This is a genomic window from Bradyrhizobium sp. OAE829, from assembly GCF_040546575.1.
Taxonomy (GTDB): Bacteria; Pseudomonadota; Alphaproteobacteria; order Rhizobiales; family Xanthobacteraceae; genus Bradyrhizobium.
This window is the reverse complement of record NZ_JBEPOE010000001.1, coordinates 518,732-542,056: the sequence shown is the minus strand read 5'-3', so window position 1 is coordinate 542,056 and position 23,325 is coordinate 518,732. Positions and strand designations below refer to the sequence as shown.

General features: G+C 63.7%; 20 protein-coding genes. 9 read left to right on the top strand and 11 right to left on the bottom strand.

Translation table 11 applies throughout. The annotated features are described in order from the left end of the window. Positions 1–160 precede the first annotated feature (160 nt). From bamA to fabZ, 3 genes are read left to right on the top strand one after another with little or no spacing between them, the layout of a single operon-like run. Positions 161–2,713, top strand: coding sequence for an outer membrane protein assembly factor BamA (gene bamA / locus ABIE49_RS02485; RefSeq protein ID WP_192733401.1), 2,553 nt, complete (start codon positions 161–163; stop codon positions 2,711–2,713). Positions 2,714–2,745: 32 nt separating this feature from the next. Then, positions 2,746–3,810, top strand: coding sequence for a UDP-3-O-(3-hydroxymyristoyl)glucosamine N-acyltransferase (gene lpxD / locus ABIE49_RS02480; protein ID WP_192733400.1), 1,065 nt, complete (start codon positions 2,746–2,748; stop codon positions 3,808–3,810). Then, complete coding sequence (gene fabZ / locus ABIE49_RS02475; RefSeq protein ID WP_192733399.1) at positions 3,810–4,268, top strand: 3-hydroxyacyl-ACP dehydratase FabZ; 459 nt, start codon at positions 3,810–3,812, stop codon at positions 4,266–4,268. The genes lpxD and fabZ overlap by 1 nt, the downstream gene beginning before the upstream one ends. Here fabZ and ABIE49_RS02470 read toward each other — a convergent pair. Continuing rightward, positions 4,265–4,582 (bottom strand): KTSC domain-containing protein, encoded by a 318-nt coding sequence (locus ABIE49_RS02470; protein WP_192733398.1) that lies wholly within the window; start codon positions 4,580–4,582, stop codon positions 4,265–4,267. The genes fabZ and ABIE49_RS02470 overlap by 4 nt on opposite strands. A 222-nt stretch (positions 4,583–4,804) precedes the next feature. Here ABIE49_RS02470 and lpxA point away from each other — a divergent pair, with 222 nt between their 5' ends. Genes lpxA through lpxB form a run of 3 tightly spaced genes read left to right on the top strand, consistent with a single transcriptional unit; the run spans position 4,805 to position 7,670 of the window. Next, positions 4,805–5,608, top strand: coding sequence for an acyl-ACP--UDP-N-acetylglucosamine O-acyltransferase (gene lpxA, locus ABIE49_RS02465; protein WP_192733397.1), 804 nt, complete (start codon positions 4,805–4,807; stop codon positions 5,606–5,608). Positions 5,609–5,628: 20 nt separating this feature from the next. Continuing rightward, the gene (locus ABIE49_RS02460; RefSeq protein WP_192733396.1) at positions 5,629–6,486 is read left to right on the top strand and encodes an LpxI family protein; all 858 of its coding nucleotides are present in this window, start codon (positions 5,629–5,631) and stop codon (positions 6,484–6,486) included. After that, positions 6,486–7,670, top strand: a complete 1,185-nt coding sequence (gene lpxB / locus ABIE49_RS02455; protein ID WP_192734223.1) for a lipid-A-disaccharide synthase — start codon at positions 6,486–6,488, stop codon at positions 7,668–7,670. Before ABIE49_RS02460 ends, lpxB begins: the two co-directional genes overlap by 1 nt. 2 nt (positions 7,671–7,672) lie before the next feature. Here the strand turns inward: lpxB and ABIE49_RS02450 are convergent, their stop codons facing one another. From ABIE49_RS02450 to gltX, 3 genes are all read right to left on the bottom strand, one after another. Beyond that, positions 7,673–8,077 carry a GFA family protein gene (locus ABIE49_RS02450; RefSeq protein WP_192733395.1) on the bottom strand — a complete coding sequence of 135 codons (405 nt, stop codon included), beginning with the start codon at positions 8,075–8,077 and terminating at the stop codon, positions 7,673–7,675. A 154-nt stretch (positions 8,078–8,231) separates the two neighbouring features. After that, complete coding sequence (gltA, locus tag ABIE49_RS02445; protein WP_192734222.1) at positions 8,232–9,536, bottom strand: citrate synthase; 1,305 nt, start codon at positions 9,534–9,536, stop codon at positions 8,232–8,234. 159 nt (positions 9,537–9,695) lie between these two features. Next, a complete protein-coding gene (gene gltX, locus ABIE49_RS02440) occupies positions 9,696–11,120 on the bottom strand; it encodes a glutamate--tRNA ligase (RefSeq protein WP_192733394.1) in 1,425 nt (474 codons plus the stop codon). Between the two features lie 165 nt (positions 11,121–11,285). On the opposite strand from gltX, the gene ABIE49_RS02435 reads away from it, so the two are divergent. Both ABIE49_RS02435 and ABIE49_RS02430 read left to right on the top strand, forming a co-directional pair. Continuing rightward, positions 11,286–12,965 carry a glutamine--tRNA ligase/YqeY domain fusion protein gene (locus ABIE49_RS02435; protein WP_192733393.1) on the top strand — a complete coding sequence of 560 codons (1,680 nt, stop codon included), beginning with the start codon at positions 11,286–11,288 and terminating at the stop codon, positions 12,963–12,965. A gap of 39 nt (positions 12,966–13,004) precedes the next feature. Beyond that, positions 13,005–13,391, top strand: a complete 387-nt coding sequence (locus tag ABIE49_RS02430; RefSeq protein ID WP_192733392.1) for a YybH family protein — start codon at positions 13,005–13,007, stop codon at positions 13,389–13,391. Between the two features lie 144 nt (positions 13,392–13,535). Here ABIE49_RS02430 and ABIE49_RS02425 read toward each other — a convergent pair whose 3' ends face one another. The 3 genes from ABIE49_RS02425 to ABIE49_RS02415 form a co-directional block, all read right to left on the bottom strand. After that, positions 13,536–14,606 carry a dienelactone hydrolase family protein gene (locus tag ABIE49_RS02425; RefSeq protein WP_192733391.1) on the bottom strand — a complete coding sequence of 357 codons (1,071 nt, stop codon included), beginning with the start codon at positions 14,604–14,606 and terminating at the stop codon, positions 13,536–13,538. A 685-nt stretch (positions 14,607–15,291) separates the two neighbouring features. Further along, entirely contained in the window at positions 15,292–15,525 is a 234-nt protein-coding gene (locus tag ABIE49_RS02420; RefSeq protein ID WP_192733390.1) for a hypothetical protein, read from the bottom strand. A 328-nt stretch (positions 15,526–15,853) separates the two neighbouring features. Further along, a complete protein-coding gene (locus tag ABIE49_RS02415; RefSeq protein WP_192733389.1) occupies positions 15,854–16,852 on the bottom strand; it encodes a Bug family tripartite tricarboxylate transporter substrate binding protein in 999 nt (332 codons plus the stop codon). A 917-nt stretch (positions 16,853–17,769) separates the two neighbouring features. Here ABIE49_RS02415 and ABIE49_RS02410 point away from each other — a divergent pair. Further along, positions 17,770–20,067 (top strand): ComEC/Rec2 family competence protein, encoded by a 2,298-nt coding sequence (locus ABIE49_RS02410; RefSeq protein ID WP_192733388.1) that lies wholly within the window; start codon positions 17,770–17,772, stop codon positions 20,065–20,067. A gap of 42 nt (positions 20,068–20,109) precedes the next feature. On the opposite strand, the gene ABIE49_RS02405 is transcribed toward ABIE49_RS02410, so the two are convergent. The 4 genes from ABIE49_RS02405 to ABIE49_RS02390 form a co-directional block, all read right to left on the bottom strand. Then, the gene (locus ABIE49_RS02405) at positions 20,110–20,532 is read right to left on the bottom strand and encodes a hypothetical protein (protein WP_192733387.1); all 423 of its coding nucleotides are present in this window, start codon (positions 20,530–20,532) and stop codon (positions 20,110–20,112) included. Positions 20,533–20,670: 138 nt separating this feature from the next. Further along, positions 20,671–20,910, bottom strand: a complete 240-nt coding sequence (locus ABIE49_RS02400; RefSeq protein WP_192734221.1) for a hypothetical protein — start codon at positions 20,908–20,910, stop codon at positions 20,671–20,673. A 228-nt stretch (positions 20,911–21,138) separates the two neighbouring features. Further along, positions 21,139–21,846 carry a transcriptional repressor LexA gene (gene lexA / locus ABIE49_RS02395; protein ID WP_192733386.1) on the bottom strand — a complete coding sequence of 236 codons (708 nt, stop codon included), beginning with the start codon at positions 21,844–21,846 and terminating at the stop codon, positions 21,139–21,141. Between the two features lie 255 nt (positions 21,847–22,101). Continuing rightward, entirely contained in the window at positions 22,102–23,313 is a 1,212-nt protein-coding gene (locus ABIE49_RS02390) for a molybdopterin molybdotransferase MoeA (protein ID WP_192733385.1), read from the bottom strand. Positions 23,314–23,325: the final 12 nt, after the last annotated feature.

The window sequence follows — 23,325 nt, the reverse complement described above, 5'->3', positions numbered from 1 at the left end:
TGGCGTTGCCCAACGGCAACGTCTTGGAATGAAAATGGAATCGCTGGGCGATGTTCCGTTTGCCGCCTCGGGGAAATTGGCTACAAGACATGCGGAAAATGGGAATCTGCTGGTTCGTGGGGGTGCGGGCCAGCACAAGAATGACAAGGGCGCTTGGCGCATGATGTTTGGAATGCGAGTGCGGGGAGGCTTGTTGGCCGCCTCGATCATGTTCGCCGTGCCGGTGGCTGCCGCGCTAGCGGCGGCGCTTGTTTCGGCGCCGGCTGCTGCCCAGACGGTGGCTTCGATCGCCGTGGAGGGGAATCGGCGCGTCGAAATCGAGACCATTCGCTCCTATTTCAAGCCGGGACCCGGTGGCCGCCTCGGGCAGGCCCAAATCGATGACGGCCTGAAGGCGCTGATCGAAACCGGCCTGTTCCAGGACGTGCGAATCAATCAGGCCGGCGGCCGGATCATCGTGGTCGTGGTCGAAAACGCTGTGATCGGGCGCATTGCCTTCGAGGGTAACAAGAAGGTCAAGGACGACCAGCTCTCGGCCGAAATCCAGTCCAAGCCGCGTGGCACCTTCTCGCGCCCGATGGTTCAGTCGGACGCCCAGCGTATCTCTGAAATCTACCGCCGCTCGGGCCGCTATGACGTCAGCGTCACCCCGGAAATCATTGAACAGCCGAACAACCGCGTCGACCTGGTCTTCACGATCAGCGAAGGCGGCAAGACCGGCGTCAAGAACATCGAATTCATCGGCAACCGGTTCTATTCGTCCTACCGGTTGAAGGACGTCATCAAGACGCGCGAATCCAACCTGTTGAGCTTCCTCGGCGGCGCCGACGTCTACGATCCGGACCGGGTCGAGGCCGACCGTGACCTGATCCGCCGATTCTATCTCAAGAACGGCTTTGCCGACGTGCAGGTGGTGGCCGCGCTGTCCGAATACGATCCGGAGCGCAAAGGCTTCCTCGTCACCTTCAAGATCGAGGAAGGGCAGCAATACCGCGTCGCCACCGTCGATTTCCAGACCAGCATTGCGACCCTCGATGTGAACTCGATGCGCAGCTTCTCGCGTGTCAGTGTCGGCTCGCTCTACAACGCCGAGGCGCTCGAAAAGTCCGTCGAGGAAATGCAGATCGAAGCCTCGCGGCGCGGCTATGCCTTCGCTATCGTGCGTCCGCGCGGCGATCGCAATTTCGAACAGCACACCGTTTCGATCGTGTACACGATCGATGAAGGTCCGCGAACCTATATCGAGCGCATCAATATCCGAGGCAACACCAGGACCCGCGACTACGTGATTCGCCGCGAGTTCGACCTTTCGGAAGGCGACGCCTACAATCGCGCGCTGGTCGATCGTGCCGAACGCCGGCTGAAGAATCTCGACTTCTTCAAGACCGTAAAGATCATCACCGAGCCAGGGTCGTCCAGCGACCGTGTGGTCCTGATCGTCGATATAGACGAGAAGTCGACCGGCGACTTCTCGGTGTCGGGCGGCTATTCGACCACCGACGGCGCGCTCGCCGAAGTCAGTATCTCGGAACGCAACTTCCTCGGCCGCGGTCTGTATGCGAAGGCGGCGGTCACCTATGGCCAGTATGCGCGTGGTTACTCGCTGTCGTTCGTCGAGCCGTATCTGCTGGACTATCGCGTCGCGCTCGGCCTCGACCTGTTCCAGCGCCAGCAACTTGCCAACAGCTACATCTCGTATGGAACCAAGACGCTGGGCTTCAGCCCGCGCCTCGGCTTCACCCTGCGCGAAGATCTGGCCTTGCAGCTGCGCTATTCGATCTATCAGCAGGAAATCCAGCTGCCGAGTTCGCTGTCGAACTGTAACAACAACCCGAACAACGGATTGCTGGCGTTCAACCCGTCGCCGGCCTGGGTGAATCTGAACGGCGCGCCGGCCGCGACTGCACTGGGTGCTACAGATGCCTCAGGCGTCGGTCTGTGGTGCTACAGCGACGGCGAAGCCTCGCTGCCGGTCCGCAAGGAGCTGCAGAGCGGCAGGACCCTGACCTCGTCGGTCGGCTATTCGCTGAACTACAACACGCTGGACAATAACAAGAATCCGACCACCGGCTTGCTGATCGACTGGAAGCAGGACTTCGCCGGCCTCGGTGGCGACGTCTCCTATATCAAGTCCGCGATCGATGCGAAGTACTACACACCGCTGGTCGCCGACATCGTAGGCCTGCTCCGCTTCCAGGGCGGCATGCTCAACCAGGTCGGCAACGACCAGCTGCGTATGCTCGATCACTTCCAGATGGGTCCGAACCTGGTCCGCGGATTTGCGCCGAATGGCATCGGACCGCGTGACATCAACCCCTACGGTACGGGCGACGCGCTCGGCGGCACGAAATACTGGGGCGCGTCGGCGGAATTGCAGATGCCGTTCTGGTTCCTGCCGAAGGAAGTCGGGCTCAAGGGTTCGATCTATGCCGACGCCGGCGGCCTGTTTGACTACAGGGGCTCGACCTCGTGGGCACAGACCGGTGAAGTCAACGTTCCCGGTTGCGTGAGGCCGACGTCCAATCCGGCAACGCCGGGCACCTGCCTCGGCCTGCAGTATGACGAAGGCAATGTCGTCCGCAGCTCGGTCGGTGTCGGCCTGATCTGGGCGTCGCCGTTCGGTCCGCTGCGCTTCGACTATGCGATTCCGATCACCAAGGGTAAGAATGACCGCGTGCAGGAGTTCAGGTTCGGCGGCGGTACATCGTTCTAAATCCAGCAACCGGCCGGACTGCGACGGGTCGAATGGCGCAGCCGATATTCTTCAAGCAACCGCCTTCGTCGACGCTGGCTGATATTGCCGCGTTGACGAAGTCGGTATTGGTCGACCCCGCAAGGGACGGCCATGTCATCCGGGGCCTCGCGTCGCTCGACGAGGCTGGCCCGATGCATCTGGCGTTCTTCGACAACCTCAAATACGCCGACCAGCTCGCCTCGACAAAGGCCGGTGCCTGCCTGGTCAGCCAGCGTTTTGAGGCGCAGGTACCGCCTCATGTCGCGGTGCTGCGGGCCGCCCAGCCGTTCCGCGCGTTCGTGCAGATCGCGCGCCAGTGGCATGAAGACGCGTTGCGTCCGCAGTCCTGGTTCGACAATGACGCAATTGCGCCGTCGGCGATCATCGACCGGTCAGCCCATCTGGAAGACGGCGTCATCGTCGACCCGCTGGCGGTGATCGGCCCTCGGGTCGAGATCGGGGCGGGAACGGTGATCGGCGCAGGGGCCGTGATCGGGGCCGAAGTGCGGATCGGCCGGGACTGCAATGTCGGTGCGCGTACCGCAATCCAGTTCTCCCTGATCGGCAACAACGTTTTGATCCACCCCGGCTGCAGCATCGGCCAGGACGGCTATGGCTTCATTTTCTTCGGTCCCGACGGCCATCTGAAGGTGCCGCAGACCGGCCGCGTCCTGATCCAGAACAATGTCGAGATCGGCGCCAACACCACCATCGACCGCGGCAGCCTGCGCGATACCGTCATCGGCGAGGGCACTAAAATCGATAATCAGGTCCAGATCGGCCACAATGTGACCATCGGCAGGCACTGCCTGCTCGCGGCCCAGATCGGGCTCGCGGGCAGCCTGACGATCGGGGACAATGTCGCGCTGGGCGCCAAGGTAGGCATCAATAACCATCTCAAGATCGGCGACGGCGCCCAGGTCACCGCCATGAGCGGGGTCAAGGACGACATCCCGCCCAATGGCCGCTGGGGCGGTTTTTTTGCAAAACCGACCAAACAGTGGTTTAGGGAGATTATTGCAGTGGAGCGACTGGCGCAGGGCGCCGCGGATCCGAAGAACGAGGGACGGGAGTGATGGAGGAGGTGCCGGTCAGGTTTGAACTCGTTGATATCAACGAGATCCTCAAGACGCTTCCGCATCGTTTTCCGATGCTGCTGATCGACCGGGTGATCAACATCCGCACCGATTACTCCGGCATCGGCGTCAAGAACGTGACCTTCAACGAGCCGGCGTTTCAGGGACATTTCCCGGAACGCCCGGTCTATCCCGGCGTGATGATGATCGAGGCCATGGCGCAGACCGCCGGCGTGATCGGCATCAAGTCGGTCGAAGGCACCGAGAAGCCGCGCGCGGTGTACTTCCTGACCATCGACAAGTGCAAGTTCCGCAAACCCGTGATGCCCGGCGACACCATCGAATACCACATGCGCTCGATCGGCCGCCGCAAGGCGATGTGGTGGTTTCACGGCGACGCCAAGGTCAACGGCACCGTGGTCGCCGAGGCCGATGTCGGCGCGATGCTGACGGATTAATTCCGGCAGGCAAAGGCAGCGCCCGACTGTCCCCTGATATGGCGGTTGAAGAACCCGCCCATCGACGGCGCGTTCAGCAAGGCGTCGTAGGTCTCGGCCGGCAGATCGCAATACTGGTCATAGGCTCCCTTGAGCGCAACGACCAGGTGGCGCCTCGCGTGGTCGTAGCAGACGCGTTGCACGATGCTGCTGCGGGTGATGTCGCGGCACTCGAACGTTCCGAGATCGATCGGGCCGCGATCCCTGACATCAACGGTTTCGGAGCCGATCTCGGCGGCAAACAGATGCAGAAGCAGCGTCGCAATTCTGACCATGGCGCGCGCAGGATAGCGCAGATCAGCCGGCGATTCCTGTATTGATTTCCATCGACCACCCGACTCCGGAAGACCGGAGGTTCGGGCAAGGGCCGTTGATCCAAATGTCACGACATCTGCCGTAACCATACGTCACTGGACAAGCGCTGGCCTGTCGCGGTAACCACCGGAAAACCCGAGATAATATCGCCCGGCGATATCAGCCCAACCTGGACGCATTTGATGACGACTATCGATCCCACCGCGCGGATTGAAGATGGCGCTGTGATCGGCGAGGGCACCTCGATCGGTCCCTTTTGCATCATCGGGTCTCACGTCGTGATCGGCGCCAACTGCAAGCTGATCGGCCATGTGCACGTCACGGCGCAGACATCCATCGGCGACGGCTGCACGATCTATCCGTTCGTCTCGCTCGGCACACCGCCGCAATCGCTGGGCTATCGCGGCGAACTGACCAGGCTTGAAATCGGGGCCGGCTGCACCATCCGCGAATCCGTCACCATGAACGCCGGCACCGTTGCCGGCGGCGGCGTCACGCGGGTCGGGGAGCGCGGCTATTTCATGAACTGCAGCCATGTCGGCCATGATTGCCAGGTCGGCAATGACGTGATCTTCGCCACGTCGGCCACGCTCGGCGGCCATTGCGAGATCGGCGATTTCGTCTTCATCGGCGGGCTCTCCGCCGTGCATCAGTTCACCCGGATCGGCCCGCAGGTGATGGTCGGCGGCGTCTGCGGCGTGCGCGGCGACGTCATCCCGTTCGGCCTCGTCAACGGCCAGTATGCGAGCCTCGAAGGCCTCAACATCATCGGCATGAAGCGGCGCAAATTCACCAAGGACCGCCTCGTCACGGTGCGCGCGTTCTATCAAAAGCTGTTCCATGGCCCCGGCATCTTTGCCGAACGGCTGAGCGAGGTTCAGCCGCTGGCGGCAAACGATCCGGCGATCGCGGAAATCCTTGCCTTCATCGATGCGGGCAAGCATCGCGCGCTGTGCCTGCCGGCCGACGGCGCTCATAAATCCTGATGACGGGATCGCCGCAGCCCATGAGTTCAGCGGCTTCAGAGATTTCTTCGCCGGTCGGCGTGATCGCGGGCGGCGGCGCCATGCCGTTCGCGGTCGCGGATTCGCTTGCCGCGCGCGGCATCGCGCCGGTGCTGTTCGCGCTGCGGGGCTCCTGCGACCCGGTGCGGGCCGAACGCTTCCGCCATCACTGGATTTCGGTCGGACAGATCGGCCGGGCGAAAAAGCTGTTGCGTAGCGAGGGCTGCCGCGACCTGATCTTCATCGGCACGCTGCTGCGGCCGGCGCTGTCGGAAATCAGGCTGGACTGGGGGACGATCCGCGTCATCGGCCCTATCCTGGCGGCGTTTCGCGGCGGCGACGACCATCTGCTGTCGGGCATCGGCCGGATTTTCGAGCAGGACGGCTTTCGCATGGTCGGCATCAGGGATGTCGCCCCTGACATGTTGATGCCCGAGGGGCGCATTGCCCGCGCAACGCCTGATGCGGCCGGTACCGCCGATATCGAGAAGGGGCGGGAAGTGTTGCGCGCGCTAAGTCCATTCGACATCGGCCAGGCCGTCGTGGTGATCGACGGTCACGTGGTGGCGGTGGAAGACATCGAGGGCACTGACGGGCTCCTGGCGCGCGTGGCGCGCTTGCGCAGCGCGGGCCGCATCCGCGCCAGCACGGGCCGTGGCGTGCTGGTCAAGGCGCCCAAGACCAGCCAGGATTTGCGCTTCGACCTGCCGACGGTGGGGGCAACGACGGTCGAAGGCGCGGCCAAGGCAGGGCTTGCCGGCATTGCCATCATTGCCGGGCAAACCATCGTGGCGGACGCGCAGGCCATGATCGATGCCGCCGACCGCGCCGGCCTCTTCATCCAGGGGCTGCCGGCGTGATGCCGCCGCGTCCGACCACTGACACGGTGCGCAAGATCGTCCTGATCGCGACGGAGGAATCCGGCGATCGCCTCGGCGCCAATCTGATGAAAGTGTTGCGCCAGCGGCTCGGCGACGCGGTGCAGTTCGAAGGCGTCGGCGGCCGGGCGATGGCGCGCGAAGGCATGAATTCGTGGTTTCCGATCGAGGAACTCTCGATCATCGGCCTTGCCGCCGTGGTCAAGCAATTGCCGAAGATCCTGCGGCTGATCAAGCAAACCGCAGCTGCGGTCACCGAGGCCACGCCCGACATTCTCGTCATCATCGACAGCCCCGATTTCACCCACCGCGTGGCGAAGCGCGTCCGCGCCAGCGATCCCAACATTCCGATCATCGACTATGTCTCGCCCTCGGTCTGGGCGTGGCGGCCGGGCCGCGCCCGCGCGATGCTGACTTATGTCGATCACGTGCTGGCCCTGTTGCCGTTCGAACCGGAGGCGTACCAGAGGCTTCGCGGGCCGCCCTGCAGCTATGTCGGCCATCCTCTGACCGAACAGCTCGCCTCGCTCCGGCCCAACCCTGAGGAGCGACAGCGGCGGGACGCGCCGCCTCCGGTGCTGCTGGTGCTGCCGGGAAGCCGCCGCAGCGAGATTCGCCACCATATGGCAGTGTTCGGCCAGGCGCTGGCGCGGCTCAATGCCGAGGGCGTGGCGTTCGAACTGATCCTGCCGACCATGCCGCATCTGCAGGAGGCGGTCGCGGAAGCGCTGAAGACCTGGACGGTGCAGCCCCGCGTCGTGATCGGCGAGCAGGAGAAGCGGGCCGCGTTCCGGATCGCGCATGCGGCGCTGGCAAAATCCGGCACCGTGACGCTCGAGCTTGCACTATCAGGCGTGCCGATGGTGACGGCCTACCGGACCGGCGCGACGGAAGCCTGGATCCTGCGGCGGGCGATCAATGTGAGTTCGGTGATCCTGGCCAATCTCGTGATCGGCGAAAATGTCGTTCCCGAATTCCTGCAGCAGGACTGCACGCCGGAAAAACTATCGCAGGTGCTGCGCGAACTCCTCGGCGAGTCCGCGCCGCGTCGAAAGCAGCTCGAAGCCTTCGCGAAGATCGACCGGATCATGTCGACCGGCAACACGCCGCCGAGCGCCCGCGCCGCCGACATCGTGCTCACGACGATGCGCAAAGCGCGGCGGTAGCGCTAACCCTTCGGCGCCGAACCTTCCGGCCACTCCGGCAACTGGTCCTTCGGATCGAACCACGTCGCGCAATCCGATCGCCAGATGTGTGCGGCGGGCCGCTTGGTGATCGGCGTGTCGAGACACCCCATCCGCAGCAGGATGTTGCCGGTGCCGGCGCGCTCGGCGATGATTTGCGAGCCGCATTGCGTGCAGAAATAGCGCTGCTTGCCGGGCGAGGACTCAAATCCTCTGAGTAGGCTTTCGCCCCTGGTCCAGCGAAAGCGGTCGCGCGGGACGCTGGTCACCGTCGAGAACGCCGAGCCATGCGCCTTGCGGCAGGTGGCGCAGTGGCAGTGCACGATGGCGCCGGGTTCGGCGTCCACCTCATAGGCCACGCTTTTGCACATGCAGCTTCCGGTGAGCATGGTGCCTCCTGGAATCGTAGGGTGGGTGGAGCGAAGCGATACCCACCAAATTTCTTTGCCGTGGCGGTGGGTATCGCTTCGCCCCACCCACCCTACAAAAAAGCCGGAGGCGACTATCGCATCCGGCTTTCTTCGATCTCGTATGCGCCGCGCCTTATTTGCGCTCGCCCATCTCGACGTAGTCGCGGCGGGCGACGCCGGTGTAGAGCTGGCGCGGACGGCCGATCTTCTGCTGCGGGTCCTCGATCATCTCGCTCCACTGGCTGATCCAGCCGACGGTGCGGGCGACGGCGAACAGCACGGTGAACATCGAGGTCGGGAAGCCCATCGCCTTCAGCGTGATGCCCGAATAGAAATCGACGTTCGGGTAGAGCTTGCGGTCGATGAAGTAGGGATCGCTCAGCGCGATCTTTTCCAGCTCCAGCGCCACCTTCAGCATCGGGTCGTCGCCGTGACCGGTCTCGGCCAGCACCGCGTGACACATCTTCTGCATGATCTTGGCGCGCGGATCGTAGTTCTTGTAGACGCGATGCCCGAAGCCCATCAGGCGGACTTCTGAGTTCTTGTCCTTCACCTTGGCGATGAACTCGGGGATCTTGTCGACGGTGCCGATGTCGGCCAGCATCGCCAGCGCGGCTTCGTTGGCGCCGCCATGCGCCGGTCCCCACAGGCAGGCGATGCCGGCGGCGATACAGGCGAACGGATTGGCGCCGGAGGAGCCGGCGATACGCACCGTCGAGGTCGAGGCGTTCTGCTCGTGGTCGGCGTGCAGGATGAAGATCTTGTCCAGCGCGTCAGCCAGCACCGGGTTTATCTTGTAGTCCTCGCAGGGCACCGCAAAGCACATGTTGAGGAAGTTCTCGGCAAAGGTGAGCGAGTTCTTCGGGTACACGAAGGGCTGGCCGACGGTGTATTTGAAGGCCATTGCGGCCAGCGTCGGAACCTTGGCGATCATGCGCATCGAGGCGATCATGCGCTGCTTCGGATCGTTGATGTCGGTACTGTCGTGATAGAACGCGGCGAGCGCGCCGACGGCCGCGACCATGATGGCCATCGGATGGGCGTCGCGGCGGAAGCCCTGGAAGAAGCGGGCCATCTGCTCGTGAACCATGGTGTGATGGATCACGCGGTGGTCGAAATCTTCCTTCTGCGCCTTGGTGGGAAGTTCCCCGTACAGCAGGAGATAGCAGGTCTCGAGGAAATCGCCCTTTTCGGCGAGCTGCTCGATCGGATAGCCGCGGTATTCCAGGATGCCGGCGTCGCCGTCGATATAGGTGATCTTCGACTGGCAGCTGCCGGTGGAGGTGAAGCCGGGGTCGTAGGTGAACATCCCGGCCTGGCCGTAGAGCTTGGCGATGTCGATGACATCCGGCCCCACCGTGCCGCTCAGGATCGGGAAATCGTAGGTCTTGTTACCTACCGTTAGCGTTGCGGTCTTGTTGCTGGATTTTGCGTCCATCGTGTAGTCCCCGATGAAATCGTTGCGAAAACCGGCTGTTCCTGATGCCATTCTCTGGGGCGAAAAGGGGCAGGCCGGATTGTCTAGAAGGCGGCTCGAAAGGGGTAGCTTATTGCCCTGTGCACTGCAAGATGGCCGCCGCTAGCACATAGCAGGGGTTCATCCCGCGGCCTGATCGCCGAGCCGGGCCAGGCATTGATCCCGCCCCAGCACCGCCAGCACGTCGAAGATTCCGGGCGACGTCGTCCGTCCGGTCAGCGCCACCCGCAGCGGCTGGGCGACCGCGCCCAGCTTTAGGTTATTCTGCTCGGCGAAATTCCGCATGGCGGCTTCGGTGGTCTCCGAATTCCAGTCGGTGACGGCCTCCAGCGCATCGCGCAGCTTCCCGATCAGGGCGCGGGTTTCCGGCGTCAGCAGGGCGGCCGCTTTCGGCTCGAGCTCGAGCGGACGGTCGGCAAAGATGAAGTAGGAGCCGGCGATCAGCTCGAGCAGCGTCTTGGCGCGCTCCTTCAGGCTCGGCATCGCCCGCAGCAATTGCGCCCGCGTGGTGTCGTTGAGCTTGGCCTTGAGGTCGGCGCCATCAGGGACGTATTCCAGCAACTGTTCGAACATGGTCACGAGTGCTTGATCGTCGGCCTGGCGGATGTAGTGGCCGTTGAGATTCTCCAGCTTGGCGAAATCGAAGCGCGCCGCCGAACGCCCGATCGCGGGCAGGTCGAACGCGTCGATCATCTCCTTCGTCGAAAAGATCTCCTGGTCGCCATGGCCCCAGCCGAGCCGGACCAGGTAATTGCGCAGCGCCGCCGGCAGATAGCCGAGTGCGCGGTAGGCCTCGACGCCGAGCGCGCCATGGCGCTTCGACAGCTTCGCGCCATCGGCGCCATGGATCAGCGGGATGTGGGACATGTTCGGAATGTCCCATTCCAGCGCATCGTAGATCTGCTTCTGGCGCGCGGCGTTGATCAAATGATCGTCACCCCGGATCACATGGGTGACGCCCATGTCGTGGTCGTCGACCACGACGGCCAGCATGTAGGTCGGGTTGCCGTCGCCGCGCAGCAGCACGAGATCGTCGAGGTTCTCGTTTTGCCAGACCACGCGGCCCTGGACCTGATCCTCGATCACGGTCTCGCCGGTCTGCGGTGCCTTGAGGCGGATGGTGGGCTTCATGCCGGCCGGCGCTTCGGACGGGTCACGGTCGCGCCAGAGGCCGTCATAGAGGCGGGTGCGGCCCTCGGCGCGGGCCTTCTCGCGCATCGCCGTCAGTTCCTCCGGCGTGGCGTAGCAGCGATAGGCGCGGCCGCTGGCGAGCAGGGACTCGGCGGCCTCGCGGTGGCGGGCGGCGCGGCTGAACTGGTAGATGACGTCGCCGTCCCAATCGAGCTCCAGCCACTTCAATCCGTCGAGGATCGCGGCAATCGCCGGCTCGGTCGACCGCTCGCGGTCGGTATCCTCGATCCGCAGCAGCATCTTGCCGCCATGCTTCTTGGCGTAGAGCCAGTTGAACAGCGCGGTGCGGGCGCCTCCGATGTGGAGGAAGCCGGTCGGCGAGGGGGCAAAGCGGGTGACGACGGGGGAGGTCATGATTTGGGCAGGCCTATGCTTGAACGGCCGTGGTGTATAGCAGGACGGTGCATAACTAAAGTCTCGCCGTTAAAGTCAGGCCTTTGGTGCCGCCTTGGCCAAAGCAGGCTTGGCGGGCCGGGGCGAATTTGGCAGAAGGGCCGCTTATCCGAGCGGGAACACGTAATGACCACAGAACCGGCAGCGGCAGAGGCAGGGCGCGATTTCATTCGCGACATCGTCCAGGCCGACCTCGACACCCAGAAGCACAGCCGGATCGTGACCCGATTTCCGCCGGAGCCGAACGGCTACCTGCATATCGGCCACGCCAAGTCGATTGCCCTTAATTTCGGCATTGCGCAGGAGTTTGGCGGCAAGTGCCATCTACGCTTCGACGACACCAACCCGACCAAGGAAGAGCAGGAATATATCGATTCCATCCAGGCCGACGTGCGCTGGCTCGGCTATGACTGGGGAGCCGACCTTTATTACGCCTCCGACTATTTCGAGCGGCTCTACGACTGGGCGGAAGGCCTGATCAAGGCCGGCCACGCCTATGTCGACGACCAGTCGCAGGAGGAAATCCGCCTCGCGCGCGGCACGCTGACGGAACCCGGCAAGAACAGCCCGTTCCGCGACCGCCCGGTGGACGAAAACCTCGATCTGTTTCGTCGCATGAAGGCCGGCGAATTCCCGAACGGCGCCCGCGTGCTGCGCGCCAAAATCGACATGGCCTCCGGCAACATCAATATGCGCGATCCCGTGCTGTACCGGATCCTGCACGCCCATCATCCGCGCACCGGCGACAAATGGTCGATCTATCCAAGCTACGACTACGCCCACGGCCAGTCGGACGCCATCGAAGGCATCACCCATTCGATCTGCACGCTGGAATTCGAGGATCACCGGCCGCTCTATGAATGGCTGCTCGACAAGCTGCCGGTGCCGTCGAAGCCGCGGCAGTATGAATTCGCAAGGCTCAACATCACCTACACGCTGCTCTCGAAGCGGGTGCTGACGCAGCTCGTGCGCGAGGGCCATGTCGCCGGCTGGGACGATCCGCGGATGCCGACCGTCGCCGGCCTGAAGCGGCGCGGCGTGCCGCCGGCGGCGGTGCGCGAATTCGTCAAACGCATCGGCGTGGCGAAATCCAACAGCGTGGTCGACGTCGGCATGCTGGAATTCTGTATCCGCGAACTGCTCAACAAGACGGCCGAGCGCCGCATGGCGGTGCTGCGGCCGCTGAAAGTCGTGATCGAGAATTATCCGGAAGGCCAGGTCGAGGAGCTCGAGGCGGTCAATCACCCCGACAATCCCGATGCCGGCACCCGCCGCATCGCGTTCGGCCGCGAGCTCTATATCGAGCAGGACGATTTCATGGAGAACCCGCCGAAGAAATTCTTCCGGCTTTCTCCGGGCAATGAAGTGCGGCTGCGCTACGCCTATTTCATCAAGTGCACCGGCGTCATCAAGAACGACGCCGGCGAGGTGGTCGAGCTGCGCTGTACCTATGACCCCGCCACCAAGGGCGGCAACGCGCCCGATGGCCGCAAGGTCAAGGCCACCATGCACTGGCTGCCGGCGGCGCAGTCGCGGCCCGCCGAAATCCGCGTCTACAACCAGCTGTTCGCAAAACCGAGCCCCGACGCCGGCAATTTCGCCGCCGACATCAACCCGCAATCGCTGGAAGTGCTGTCCGACGCGCGGATCGAGGTCAGCGTCGCCGAGAGCAATTCGAATGAGGTGATGCAGTTCGAGCGGCAGGGTTATTTCGTGCGCGACGCGGACTCGACGCCGGACAGACTGGTGTTCAACCGCACCATCGGCCTGCGCGATACCTTTGCCAAGGAAGTCGCCAAAGGCTGAGAAGGGCTGACGTCGGCCTCACAACGATTGGATCATTCGATGGGCAGCGCGGCCGACGACATCGCCTCCGGCACCATGGTGAAATGGGCCGCGGCGTTCAGCAGACTGGACGCCGACGCGCTCGCCTCGCTCTATTCGAGGCACGCGCTGTTCTTCGGCTCGAACCCGAACCTCTATCGTGGGCGAGAGGGCGTCACGGCCTACTTCAAGGGATTGCCGCGGTGGCGGACATCTTCAGTTCAATTCAGCGACGTCGTGGCCGAGCAGGTCGGACCCAATCTGGTCAATGTCGCCGGCACGGCGTCGTTTTACGCGGATGAAGGCGCGGTCAACCTGTCGGTCAAGATCACCTGGGTGATCGTGCGCGAAGACTTCGACTGGAAGATCGTCAGCCATCACGCGTCGTCGAAGACGCCGTTGATTTAGCAGCAGGACCGTTGCGGCGTTCGCCCGTCAATTTCGCTGGACGATGCACTCCACCGGATTGATCGAAACGGCGGGTTCGTTTCCGTTCCGCTGGCTCACCGTTCAACAAGACTCTGCGCACATGGGCGCGCGCAAGGTGCCGCGTCAAAGCTTGAACAACGATCGCAGAAAATTCTGCACATCCGCTGTCGCTTGCTCGCGCGCCGCGGGATTATAACCAAACGACCCCTCCGACACGACGCATGGCGACCCCGTTCCAGCCGGGCCGCCGGTCATCACGTCGATGATCCTGTCGTCTTGCTCGAGAAGCGTGCAGTTGCTGTAGTTAAGAAAGCCGGTCGCCGTTTGACGGTTGGCTAGATCGGCGTTGTCAAACCAGTGCTTGGCGCCAACGTATTCGAATAGCGCGGCGTCACGGCCGGCGTTGCGGAGCCTTGCGACGTACTCCCTGCAGCGGCCGATGATCGTCGCGTCGTCGGCTGCGCCGTGAAAGATCCGTATCGGGGCATTCGCCACGCGATCTTCATCGATGAGCTTGATATGACAGCCAGTGGGGTAAAACGCGAGATAGGCGGCAAAGGGAGATAGCCCGGGACCGTAGCGTTGCTGGAACCGCTCGGAGGCTGCCCAGAGCGCGTTGCGGCCGCCGAAGGAAAATCCCAACACTGCAATTCGCGAAGGGTCAATGCGCGGATGGACCGCCAGAAGATCCCGTGCGCGATATACATCCGTGAGCACACTGGCTGTGCTTATTGTGTGAGGACCTGAGCAGACACGCGGAATACTCCTGCCGACAAAACTGTTGACGACGAACGTAGCGACGCCGATTTGCATGAGACTTTCCGCCCAGTATGTCTCCGCTCCAGTGATGCCCGAACAACCGTGCGTTATGACGACGGCAGGAACTCGGTCCGTAGTCTCCGGAAGCCTCAGAATACCAAAGATAGCCGCCGGCGACCCCTCCTGTGGGGCAGCCATAAAAGGAGGCGTAAACAGGCTGCCGGGGAAGGTCAGGCTTTGGAAGTTCACTATTTCGATGCGGCCTTGAGAAACAGCGGCTTGCGGCGCCAGGAGTGCGAACGCTGCCACGCCAACCAGCACGGACGACATGCGTCTTGAGGCGCCGATCATAGGGCGCCGATATCGCTGCAGGCGTGAAGCGAAGAGCCGGGTGGCCAAAATCTTGCGCAAGAGTCCGATGATCGCCCGTCGCATGAAGCACCTCGCCAAAATCGGGGGTGAACGGCGCTGAATGTTGGAAGGCAGTGTTGACTCACCCGCGACCAAGTTGCTGGACGAGAGGCCATTGCGCAGCATCGGGCTTCGATCACGAAAACAGAAAGGTGCCTATCAGCAAACCGGCTGCAAATGACCAGAGTCCCAGAGTACAAATTGAAACCACGCGGACAAGAATACGAAGGTCGTCGTCCGGCGCGACTTCGTGCGATCGGTCCGTCATTTCAGCCACCGCCTGCGTTGGCCGCTAGGTTAAGGGCTAGGATCGCTGTTTCCGTCGAAAAACAGGCAAAAAAGGGGCAATCAAGCTCAGAAATTCAGGTGAAAACCAGATCAACCGTTGCTCAAAGTCACCAGTCGCACCGCGATCTGCCGCGACAAGGCGAATCATTTTGACTGTGCAGCGGGGCGAGTTGCTTACTTGGGCAACCCTGCGAGATCGCCAATGTTTGAGGCCGCCAATGTTCGAGGCCATTGCAGCATTTCTGATAATTCTCAGCCTCGGCATCCTTGTCGCTCATGCGCTGGACGCTTACAGGTCGTGGAAATAGTCAGCTTGGGGCCGTGCGGGTCACCGTTGCGGGAGCGCGCGCCTGACTGATCTCTTTTGAGCTTCCGCTTTCCCCAGTGATCCTCGTTGGCATCGGGATGGAACGCGCGCACCTCATCGGTGCAGTGACTTCATCACGGTCACCCGCGCCAGAAACATCCAAGCGATGCCGCGCTCCGCGGCGTAGGTCAGCACCTCTGCGGCCATCGTGACCGCCGGCAAACCGCGTTCTGATTTGGGGACGGTCTTGGTGAGGTAGGCAACCGCGTCGCGCAGCGTGTTGAGCTGTGTGCCGTCCGGCGCCTCGATCGCCTCGTGGAACTTGCGGAGCCATCCGTTAAGCATCACGCAAACATCTCCGCGCCAGCCAAAGGTTCCCCGGAACAATATGACGCCATTTGCTGTTGAAAAGCATGCCCGTCAGGTATTGTTTCAGTGCAGCGGTGGGAGCCAGCGTCGGGCTCTTGTTCGTTTTTATGCCCGGCATGTTTGCGGAGACGAGCCTCCGATGGGTGATGGCGCTCCTTTCACTGATCGGTGGCGCGAAGTTGGGCGTACTCGCCTGCTACCTATTGGACATGGCGACAGGACATGCCCCGGACATTAACCGGCCGGACCACTAAGCCTTCGCGGTCGTCGGGTTGCCGTCAGGCGACGACGAGGCTTGCGGGGCGCTTCACTTCGCCAGCCCCAGCGACTTCAGCGCCTTGCCATTGCTCTCGTCGTCGGCCTTCATGAACTCGCCGTACCTTGCCGCATCCAGATAGATCATGTCGAAGCCGCGCCGGGTCATGAAATCCTTGAACTCGTCGCTGTCCCAGGCCTTCTTGATCGCGGCCTCATACGTCTTGGCGATCTCCGGCGGCAGGCCCTTGGGCGCCGCAAAGCCGCGCCACACGCCCTTGTGAACCTTGTGACCGGTCGCCTCCTCGGTGGTCGGCACGTCAGGGAAGTTCGGCGCGCGCTTGGGCGAGAAGAAGGCGAGGCTGCGGATACGCCCCGCCTTGATCAGCGCCTCGGCTTCCGGCATCGAGCACGAGACGAAGTCGACGCCGCCGGCGGCCAGATCCGTTAGCGCGGTTGCAGCGCCCGTGGACGGCACCCAGCGGATCGAGGTCGGCGAAACGCCGTCGGCCTGCATCAGGCCGGCGAGCGCGACATGCCAGCTTCCGCCTTGTCCGGTGCCCGAGGCCGCCACCTTGTTCGGGTTCGCCTTGATATGCGCGAACAGCTCCTTGACGTTCTTGAAGGGCGAGTCCGCCTTGACGTGGATCGCGGCGAAGTCCTGGTTGACCAGCCCGAGCGGCGTGAACTTCTCGAACGTAAGATCGGTAAGCCCCGCCCAGTGCATCAGGGTGATCTCCAGCGTGATGAGGCCGAACGTGTAACCGTCAGGCGCTGCAGTCGCGATCGCCTGGTGGCCCACCACGCCCGATCCGCCGGTGCGGTTCACGACGTTCACCGGCTGCTTGAGATCGCGCTCCATGATGTGGGCGATCTGGCGCGCGACCGCGTCGGTGCCGCCGCCGGCGGCCCACGGCACGATCAGCGTGATGGGTCGCTCCGGGAAAGCCGCTTGCGCGTTGCCGGCACCGAGCAGGCTTACGGCTGCAATCGAAGCAAGGGCAACATTTCTGGCCAGACTTTTGGCATCGCGGATTACTTGGCGAAGCATTCGCAAACCCTCCCCATTTTGTTTTTGATGCGCCGGGCATTGCACCGCGGCGCGCGCTTTTTGCGCTACCTGCCATTCGGGCGGTGGAGCGCCGGCATGTCAAGGGGAAGTGCCGGCACGGGGCGCGGCGAGGCACCGGCGACGCCCTTGCAAAAGGCCCGATCACCTCGTTCTGCGACATAACGGCAGGATGTGCGGCGCGCCGCCTTTCCCCGATATCCCACTTCCGTACCGCGGAAGCGCCTGATGGCGGCGGGTGGAAGCTGCGCTATTGTGCGTTCAGGCACGCGTTTTTTCAGAGCGAGCCGAATAGTTCCCCGGTCTAATACCCGACACGGGGGATATGAACTGCCTGTGCAGGCAAGTCGGTCTTTTGGCGCCATCGAACAACACGGTAACGCCCGTGTTGCTTTGGCTCACTTCGACAACGATGCCGGTAAGATTAGCGAGCTCGGGGCATCGAGCATCGCCTAGCTTACTCATCTTGAAGCGAGTCCCGACAACTAACTTGTCGATTTCCCGAGCCATCTCAAATCTGCAAAAAATAAATTCAGCTAAAGCGCAATAATGAAAACCGGCGGACACTCAATGCGTGCCGCCAAGCTGCATTAGACAACTTTACCGATCAACTTTCCATCACCCGCTTGGGTGAGTGGTCCCGACAGGCGGTAAAGGGACGGGGAGCCGGGCTCCGGCCCCGCATCATCGTTTTGGTACTGGTAAAAACGACAGGGTCGCTGTCGCACTCAACCCAAGTTCGGACGACGGCTTGCAAGGCCCCGCCACCTCGTTCTGCGGCATAACGGCAGGATGAGCGGCGCGGCGCCTTTCCCCGATATTCCACTTCCGTTCTGCTAGCCGGCACCTCACACCTTCCGGTAGCTTTGTCCCCGCGAGCGTATCGTGTGGGTAGCTTGATGTCGGAGCAGGGCAACACGCCGGGCCAAAGGCGAGGCTACGCCGGCACCTGGCCGCCGCGTGGGGCGGCGCCGGTCGGCGGCCTCGCGCCCCAGCGTCTTGCGCTGTGGCCGCCGCTGATCGAGACCCTGCGGCAATGGGCGCGCGCGGAGGCGGGTGCGGGGCGTTTGCTGCCCTGGGTGCCCGTCGCATTCGGCACCGGCATCGCCTTTTATTTTGCCGCTGATCATGAACCGGTGCTGTCGGTCGCGGCCGTCACCGCCATTACGCTGTGCGCGGCGGCGTTCTTGCTGCGGCGGCACAAGATGTTTCCGGTTGCCGTGATGATCGCTGCCGTCGCCGCCGGCTTTGCGATTGCCACCTGGAAGACGGCGCGGATCGCGCATGGCGTGCTGGCGCGGCCGATGTTCTCGGTGGCGCTGACGGGATTTGTCGAAACCCGCGACATCCGCGAGCGCACCGACCGTTTTGTCATGCGCGTCGTGACGATGGAGAGCGCGCGCGACGCGACAAAAATCGAGCGGGTGCGGCTGTCGGTCAAGAAGGGTACCGCGCCCGCGGTCGGCAGCTTCGTCGAATTGAAAGCGCGGCTGTTGCCGCCGATGGCGCCGCTCCGGCCCGGCAGCTACGATTTCGGCCGCGACATGTTCTTCTCCGGCATCGGTGCCTCCGGCTTCGTGATGGGCGCGATCAAGACCGTAGAGGCGCCGGATGGCGGCGGTTGGAAGCTGCGCTATTCGGCGTTCATGCAAGGCATGCGGGATGCGATCGATGCGCGGATCAGGACCGTGCTGGAAGGCGACAAGCGCGCGATCGCGACCGCGCTTCTGACCGGCCGGCGCGACGCGATCTCCGAGCCCGTCAATGAGGCGATGTTCATCTCCGGCCTCGGCCATGTGCTGTCGATATCAGGCTATCACATGGCTGTCGTCGCGGGCGTCGTGTTCTTTGCGGTACGGGCGCTGCTGGCGCTGTTTCCGACGCTTAACGTTGGCTTTGCGATCAAGAAATGGTCGGCGGTGGCGGCGCTCGCGGCATCAGCGTTTTATCTGTTGCTCTCCGGCGCCGAAGTCGCGACCCAGCGTTCGTTCTTCATGACAGCCGTGGTGCTGATCGCGGTCATGGTCGACCGCCGCGCCATCACGTTTCGAACGCTTGCGGTTGCGGCGCTCATTGTCCTGACCATCGCGCCCGAAGCGCTGGTGCATCCGAGCTTCCAGATGTCGTTTGCGGCGACCCTCGGACTGGTGGCGCTGGTGCAGCTCGGCATGCCGCGTTTGTTCGCGCAGCCGGATCAACCCGCGACCGCGCAGGTCGCGCTGTGGGGCGGCCGCGAGATCACGATGCTGCTGCTGGCCTCGTTGGTGGCGGGCCTCGCCACCACGCCTTACGCGGCGTTTCATTTCCACCGGGTGACGCCCTATGGCGTGCTCGCCAATCTCGCGGCGATGCCGGTGGTTTCGGCGCTGGTGATGCCGGCGGGCCTGCTCGGCCTGGTTGCGATGCCCTTTGGTTTTGACGGCGTGTTCTGGGCCATCATGGGCGTCGGCATCGACTGGATGATCGTTGTCACGCAATGGGTCGCGGCCTTGCCGGGCGCGGTCGGCCGTGTGCCGGCGTTCGGCATCGGCCCGTTGATTGCGGCGAGTATCGGCATCATCCTGCTTGGGTTGTTACGAACACCGCTGCGCTATGCCGGCGCGGCCGTGGTGCTGGCGGCGGCGGTGTGGGCGGCGAGGGTGCCGCAGCCGGACATCCTGATCTCCGCCGACGGGCGCAATGTCGGTGTCCGCGGCCAGGACGGCAAACTGCATTTGATGCGCGCGGCCAAGGGAGCTTCAAGGGATGGCTTCCTTGTCAAGGAATGGCTGGCGGCGGATGCCGACGCGCGCAAGCCTGCAGATGCCTCGCTGACCGAGGGCGTCTCATGCGACGAGAGCGGCTGCGTGACGCAGGGCGCCGGTGGCGGGTTCGTGGCATTGGCGCTGCGGCCCGAAGCGTTGGCGGATGATTGTGAGCGCGCGGCGCTGTTGGTGACTGCAAGACCGTCGCCTGCGGCGTGCGGCGCTTCTGTGATCGATGCGGAGCGTCTGCGGCGGCAGGGCGCCATGGTGCTGCGGCGAAGCGGCAGCGGATTTACCATCGATGCCGTCAGGCCCCGGGGCGTCGATCGCCCATGGTCGCCGGCGATCGCGGGCGAGGGTGACGCGGAGACAACCATCCTCGCGCCGCGCCGTGCGGCGCCGCGTGCGGTCGATGCGACCCCGTCGGAAGCGGACCTGCAGGCCGAGGAATAAGGATTCACGTTCCCCGGCGGGGCGCGACCGGCGGCGCGGAATTCAACCGGTGGAAAGCGGTGTCGTCGTCGCCGTGCCCGCCTTCGTTGCCGCGCGCTCGGGAATCGGATGCACCACCGGCAATTGCAGCACGGTGACGCGCTGGCCCTCGCAAAGCTGCGTCACCAGCACATGGCTCCCGTCGGGAAATTCGATTGCGTCGTGGTGCCGTTCCTTGATGTGCGGATCAATGGTGTTGAACTTGCCGACGCGAAAACCGATCGTCCGCGTCCAGATCCAGCGGTTGTCGTATTTGACGTCTTGCGCGAAGGCCAGTTCGGTCCCGGGCAGCATGCAGACCGCAACTGCGGGATCGCGTTCGCTGGCAAAGCCGCGGGTCGAGGTGCCGCGGAAGGTGGTCGAAATCAATGTCTCGCCGACCTCAGCAGGACGCGTTGCCATCGCGTGCAAACTATAGTCACACATCGGATCGCTCCCTCGTAAGAGATAGAGACCCGGCCTCCCTCGAGGCGCTGGCCTCTATCAGAGTGGACTTGAGCAAAGTCTATTCCCGTTCTGGGCAATAGTGCGACGGAAAGGCCGGCGTGCCCGATCACAAACGCGCTACGGCGGCTGCGGATTTTCGGGCATCGGCGGCAGCGGCAGTTCGAAGGCGCCGAGATGGAATTGCTCCCTTCCGTCGTCGGCAATCCCGGGCAGCGCGACCAGCGTGAAGGCGGCCTCCGGATATTGCTGCCAGATCGCGAGATCTTCCGCCGTCACTGTCAGCCAGCCGAACCGGAGCATGTAGCGGCCCGGCTCGGTCACCAGGCCCGCCCTCTGCCAGGTGATCTTGGTGATCATATTGCTGACCACGTCTCGTCCCCCCGTTCGCACGCCTTTGAGCAAAAGCCTCAAACCAAACAGCGCGCCACGCCGCCAGTTTTTGCTGCGTTCTGGGCAATTGTGGGACGCGTGCAGGCGCACCGCGACGGTTAAGGCTGTACCAACTTCCGGACAACGAAAAGCCCCGGTCGACGGCCGGGGCTTTTTGCGATGCCGCACGCGGCTTGCATCTGACGCGGGCCGCCCTCAGTACTTCCGGTACAGCCCGATCAGCTTGCCCTGAATCCGGACCCGGTTCGGCGGCAGGATGCGGACTTCATAGGAGGTGTTGGCAGGCTCCAGCGCGATCGATGCGCCGCGGCGGCGGAAGCGTTTCAGGGTGGCTTCCTCCTCGTCGATCAGCGCCACCACGATATCGCCGGTGTCGGCGGTCTCGTTGCGCTGGATCAGCGCCATGTCGCCGTCGAGAATGCCGGCGTCCACCATGGAATCGCCGCGTACTTCGAGTGCGTAATGTTCGCCGGAGCCGAGCATGTCGGGCGGTACGCTGATGGTGTGGCTGCGGGTCTGCAGCGCCTCGATCGGCGTACCGGCGGCGATCCGGCCCATGACGGGAACGGCGACCGGACGGTTGCCGTCGTCCTCGGCGGGCGCGCTGGCGGCGCGGACCTTGCCGAGCGTGCCTTCGATGACGCTTGGGGTGAAGCCGCGGCGGCCGTTGCCGTTACCGGCGCCCGCAAGCTCGGGCAGCTTGATGACTTCGATGGCGCGGGCGCGGTTGGGCAGACGGCGGATGAAGCCGCGCTCTTCCAGGGCGGTGATCAGGCGGTGGATGCCGGATTTGGAGCGGAGGTCGAGCGCATCCTTCATTTCGTCGAAGGAGGGCGGCACGCCGGCTTCCTTGAGCCGTTCGTTGATGAAACGCAGAAGTTCATACTGTTTGCGCGTAAGCATCTCGAGCAATCCCCCGGTTGGCGCGTCGTAGTTCGTGGTCGTTCAATTTCGCGATCTTCAGTTTCGCGGTTCTTCAGATTCGCGGTTCTCGGTTGCGAGTGCGGTCTCAAATTCGGAAGTCCAAAACTCCCGTTTGTAGACACTAGCTCTCGAAACAAATCATGAACGGACACTATATGTTCGATACATGTTCCGCAACCACTTAATTTCAGGTGAACGCGCGCCGCGTTCGCCCGAACATTCCGTCGCGATACGTCATTCCGGCAGGCGCAGGAACTCGCATGGCGTGCCTTCCGGCACCGCCGGCGCAAACGGCGGACGTATCAAAAGCGCCCGTGCCGCAGCGAGATTTCCAAGCAGCGACGAATCCTGGTGGCTCACCGGCACCGCGATCAACGCGCCGTCCTCGCGCCGCTCGAGCCGTGCGCGCAAATAGTCTTCGCGCTGGTCGTTGGCGGGAAGATCGCGGCCGAGCAGGGCGGTCTCGCGCGCGTGATGGATGGTCTTTCGGCCCGACAGCGCGCGAATCAGCGGCACCAGAAACAGGAAACCGCAGACATAGGACGAGACCGGATTGCCGGGCAGGCCGATCACCCGCATCGCCCCGAGGCGCCCGTGCATCATCGGCTTGCCCGGCCGCATCGCGATGCGCCAGAACGCCATGGCGACGCCCTCGGCCTCCAGCGAGCGCTTGACGAGGTCGTGGTCGCCGACCGAGGCGCCGCCCATCGTGATCAGGATGTCGGCGCCGGATGCGCGGGCGCGGCGGATGCCGTCAGTGGTCGCCTCGATCGTGTCGGCGGCGATGCCGAAATCGATGGTCTCGGCGCCCTCGGCCCGCGCCAGCGCGCGCAGCGCGTAGCCGTTGGAGTAGACGATCTGGCCGGGGCCGGGGCTCGAGCCCGGCATCACCAGCTCGTCGCCGGTGGCGAGCACCGCCACCTTGGGGCGGCTGATCACGGCGAGTTCCGGATAATTCATGCCGGCGGCGAGCGACAGATCGCGTTCGGTGAGGTGGCTTCCTTTGGTAAGCAGCACATCGCCCTCGCGGAAATCGGCGCCGGCGGCGCGGATATGCCGTCCCGGTTTGGCGGTTTCCGTGATCGTGATGTGCTCGCCGCTGGCGGCCGTGTCTTCCTGGATGATGACGGCGTCGGCGCCATCAGGGATCACCCCGCCGGTGAAAATCCTGACTGCTTCGCCGGGCCCCACCTTGCGTTCGAACGGGCGGCCCGCCGCGACTTCGCCGATCACCCTCAGCCGCGCGGAGAGGTCGGCGGCATCAGTCGATCGCACCGCATAGCCGTCCATCGCCGACATCGCCTGCGGCGGCTGCGTGCGCTTTGCCGCAAGGTCGCGCGCGAGCACGCGATGCCAGGCGGTGTCGAGTGCGGCCATTTCTTCCGCCAACGGATCGGCGCCCGCAAGGATCGCGGCCAGTGCATCAACGACCGGCATCAGGGCCACGGCAACACCCTC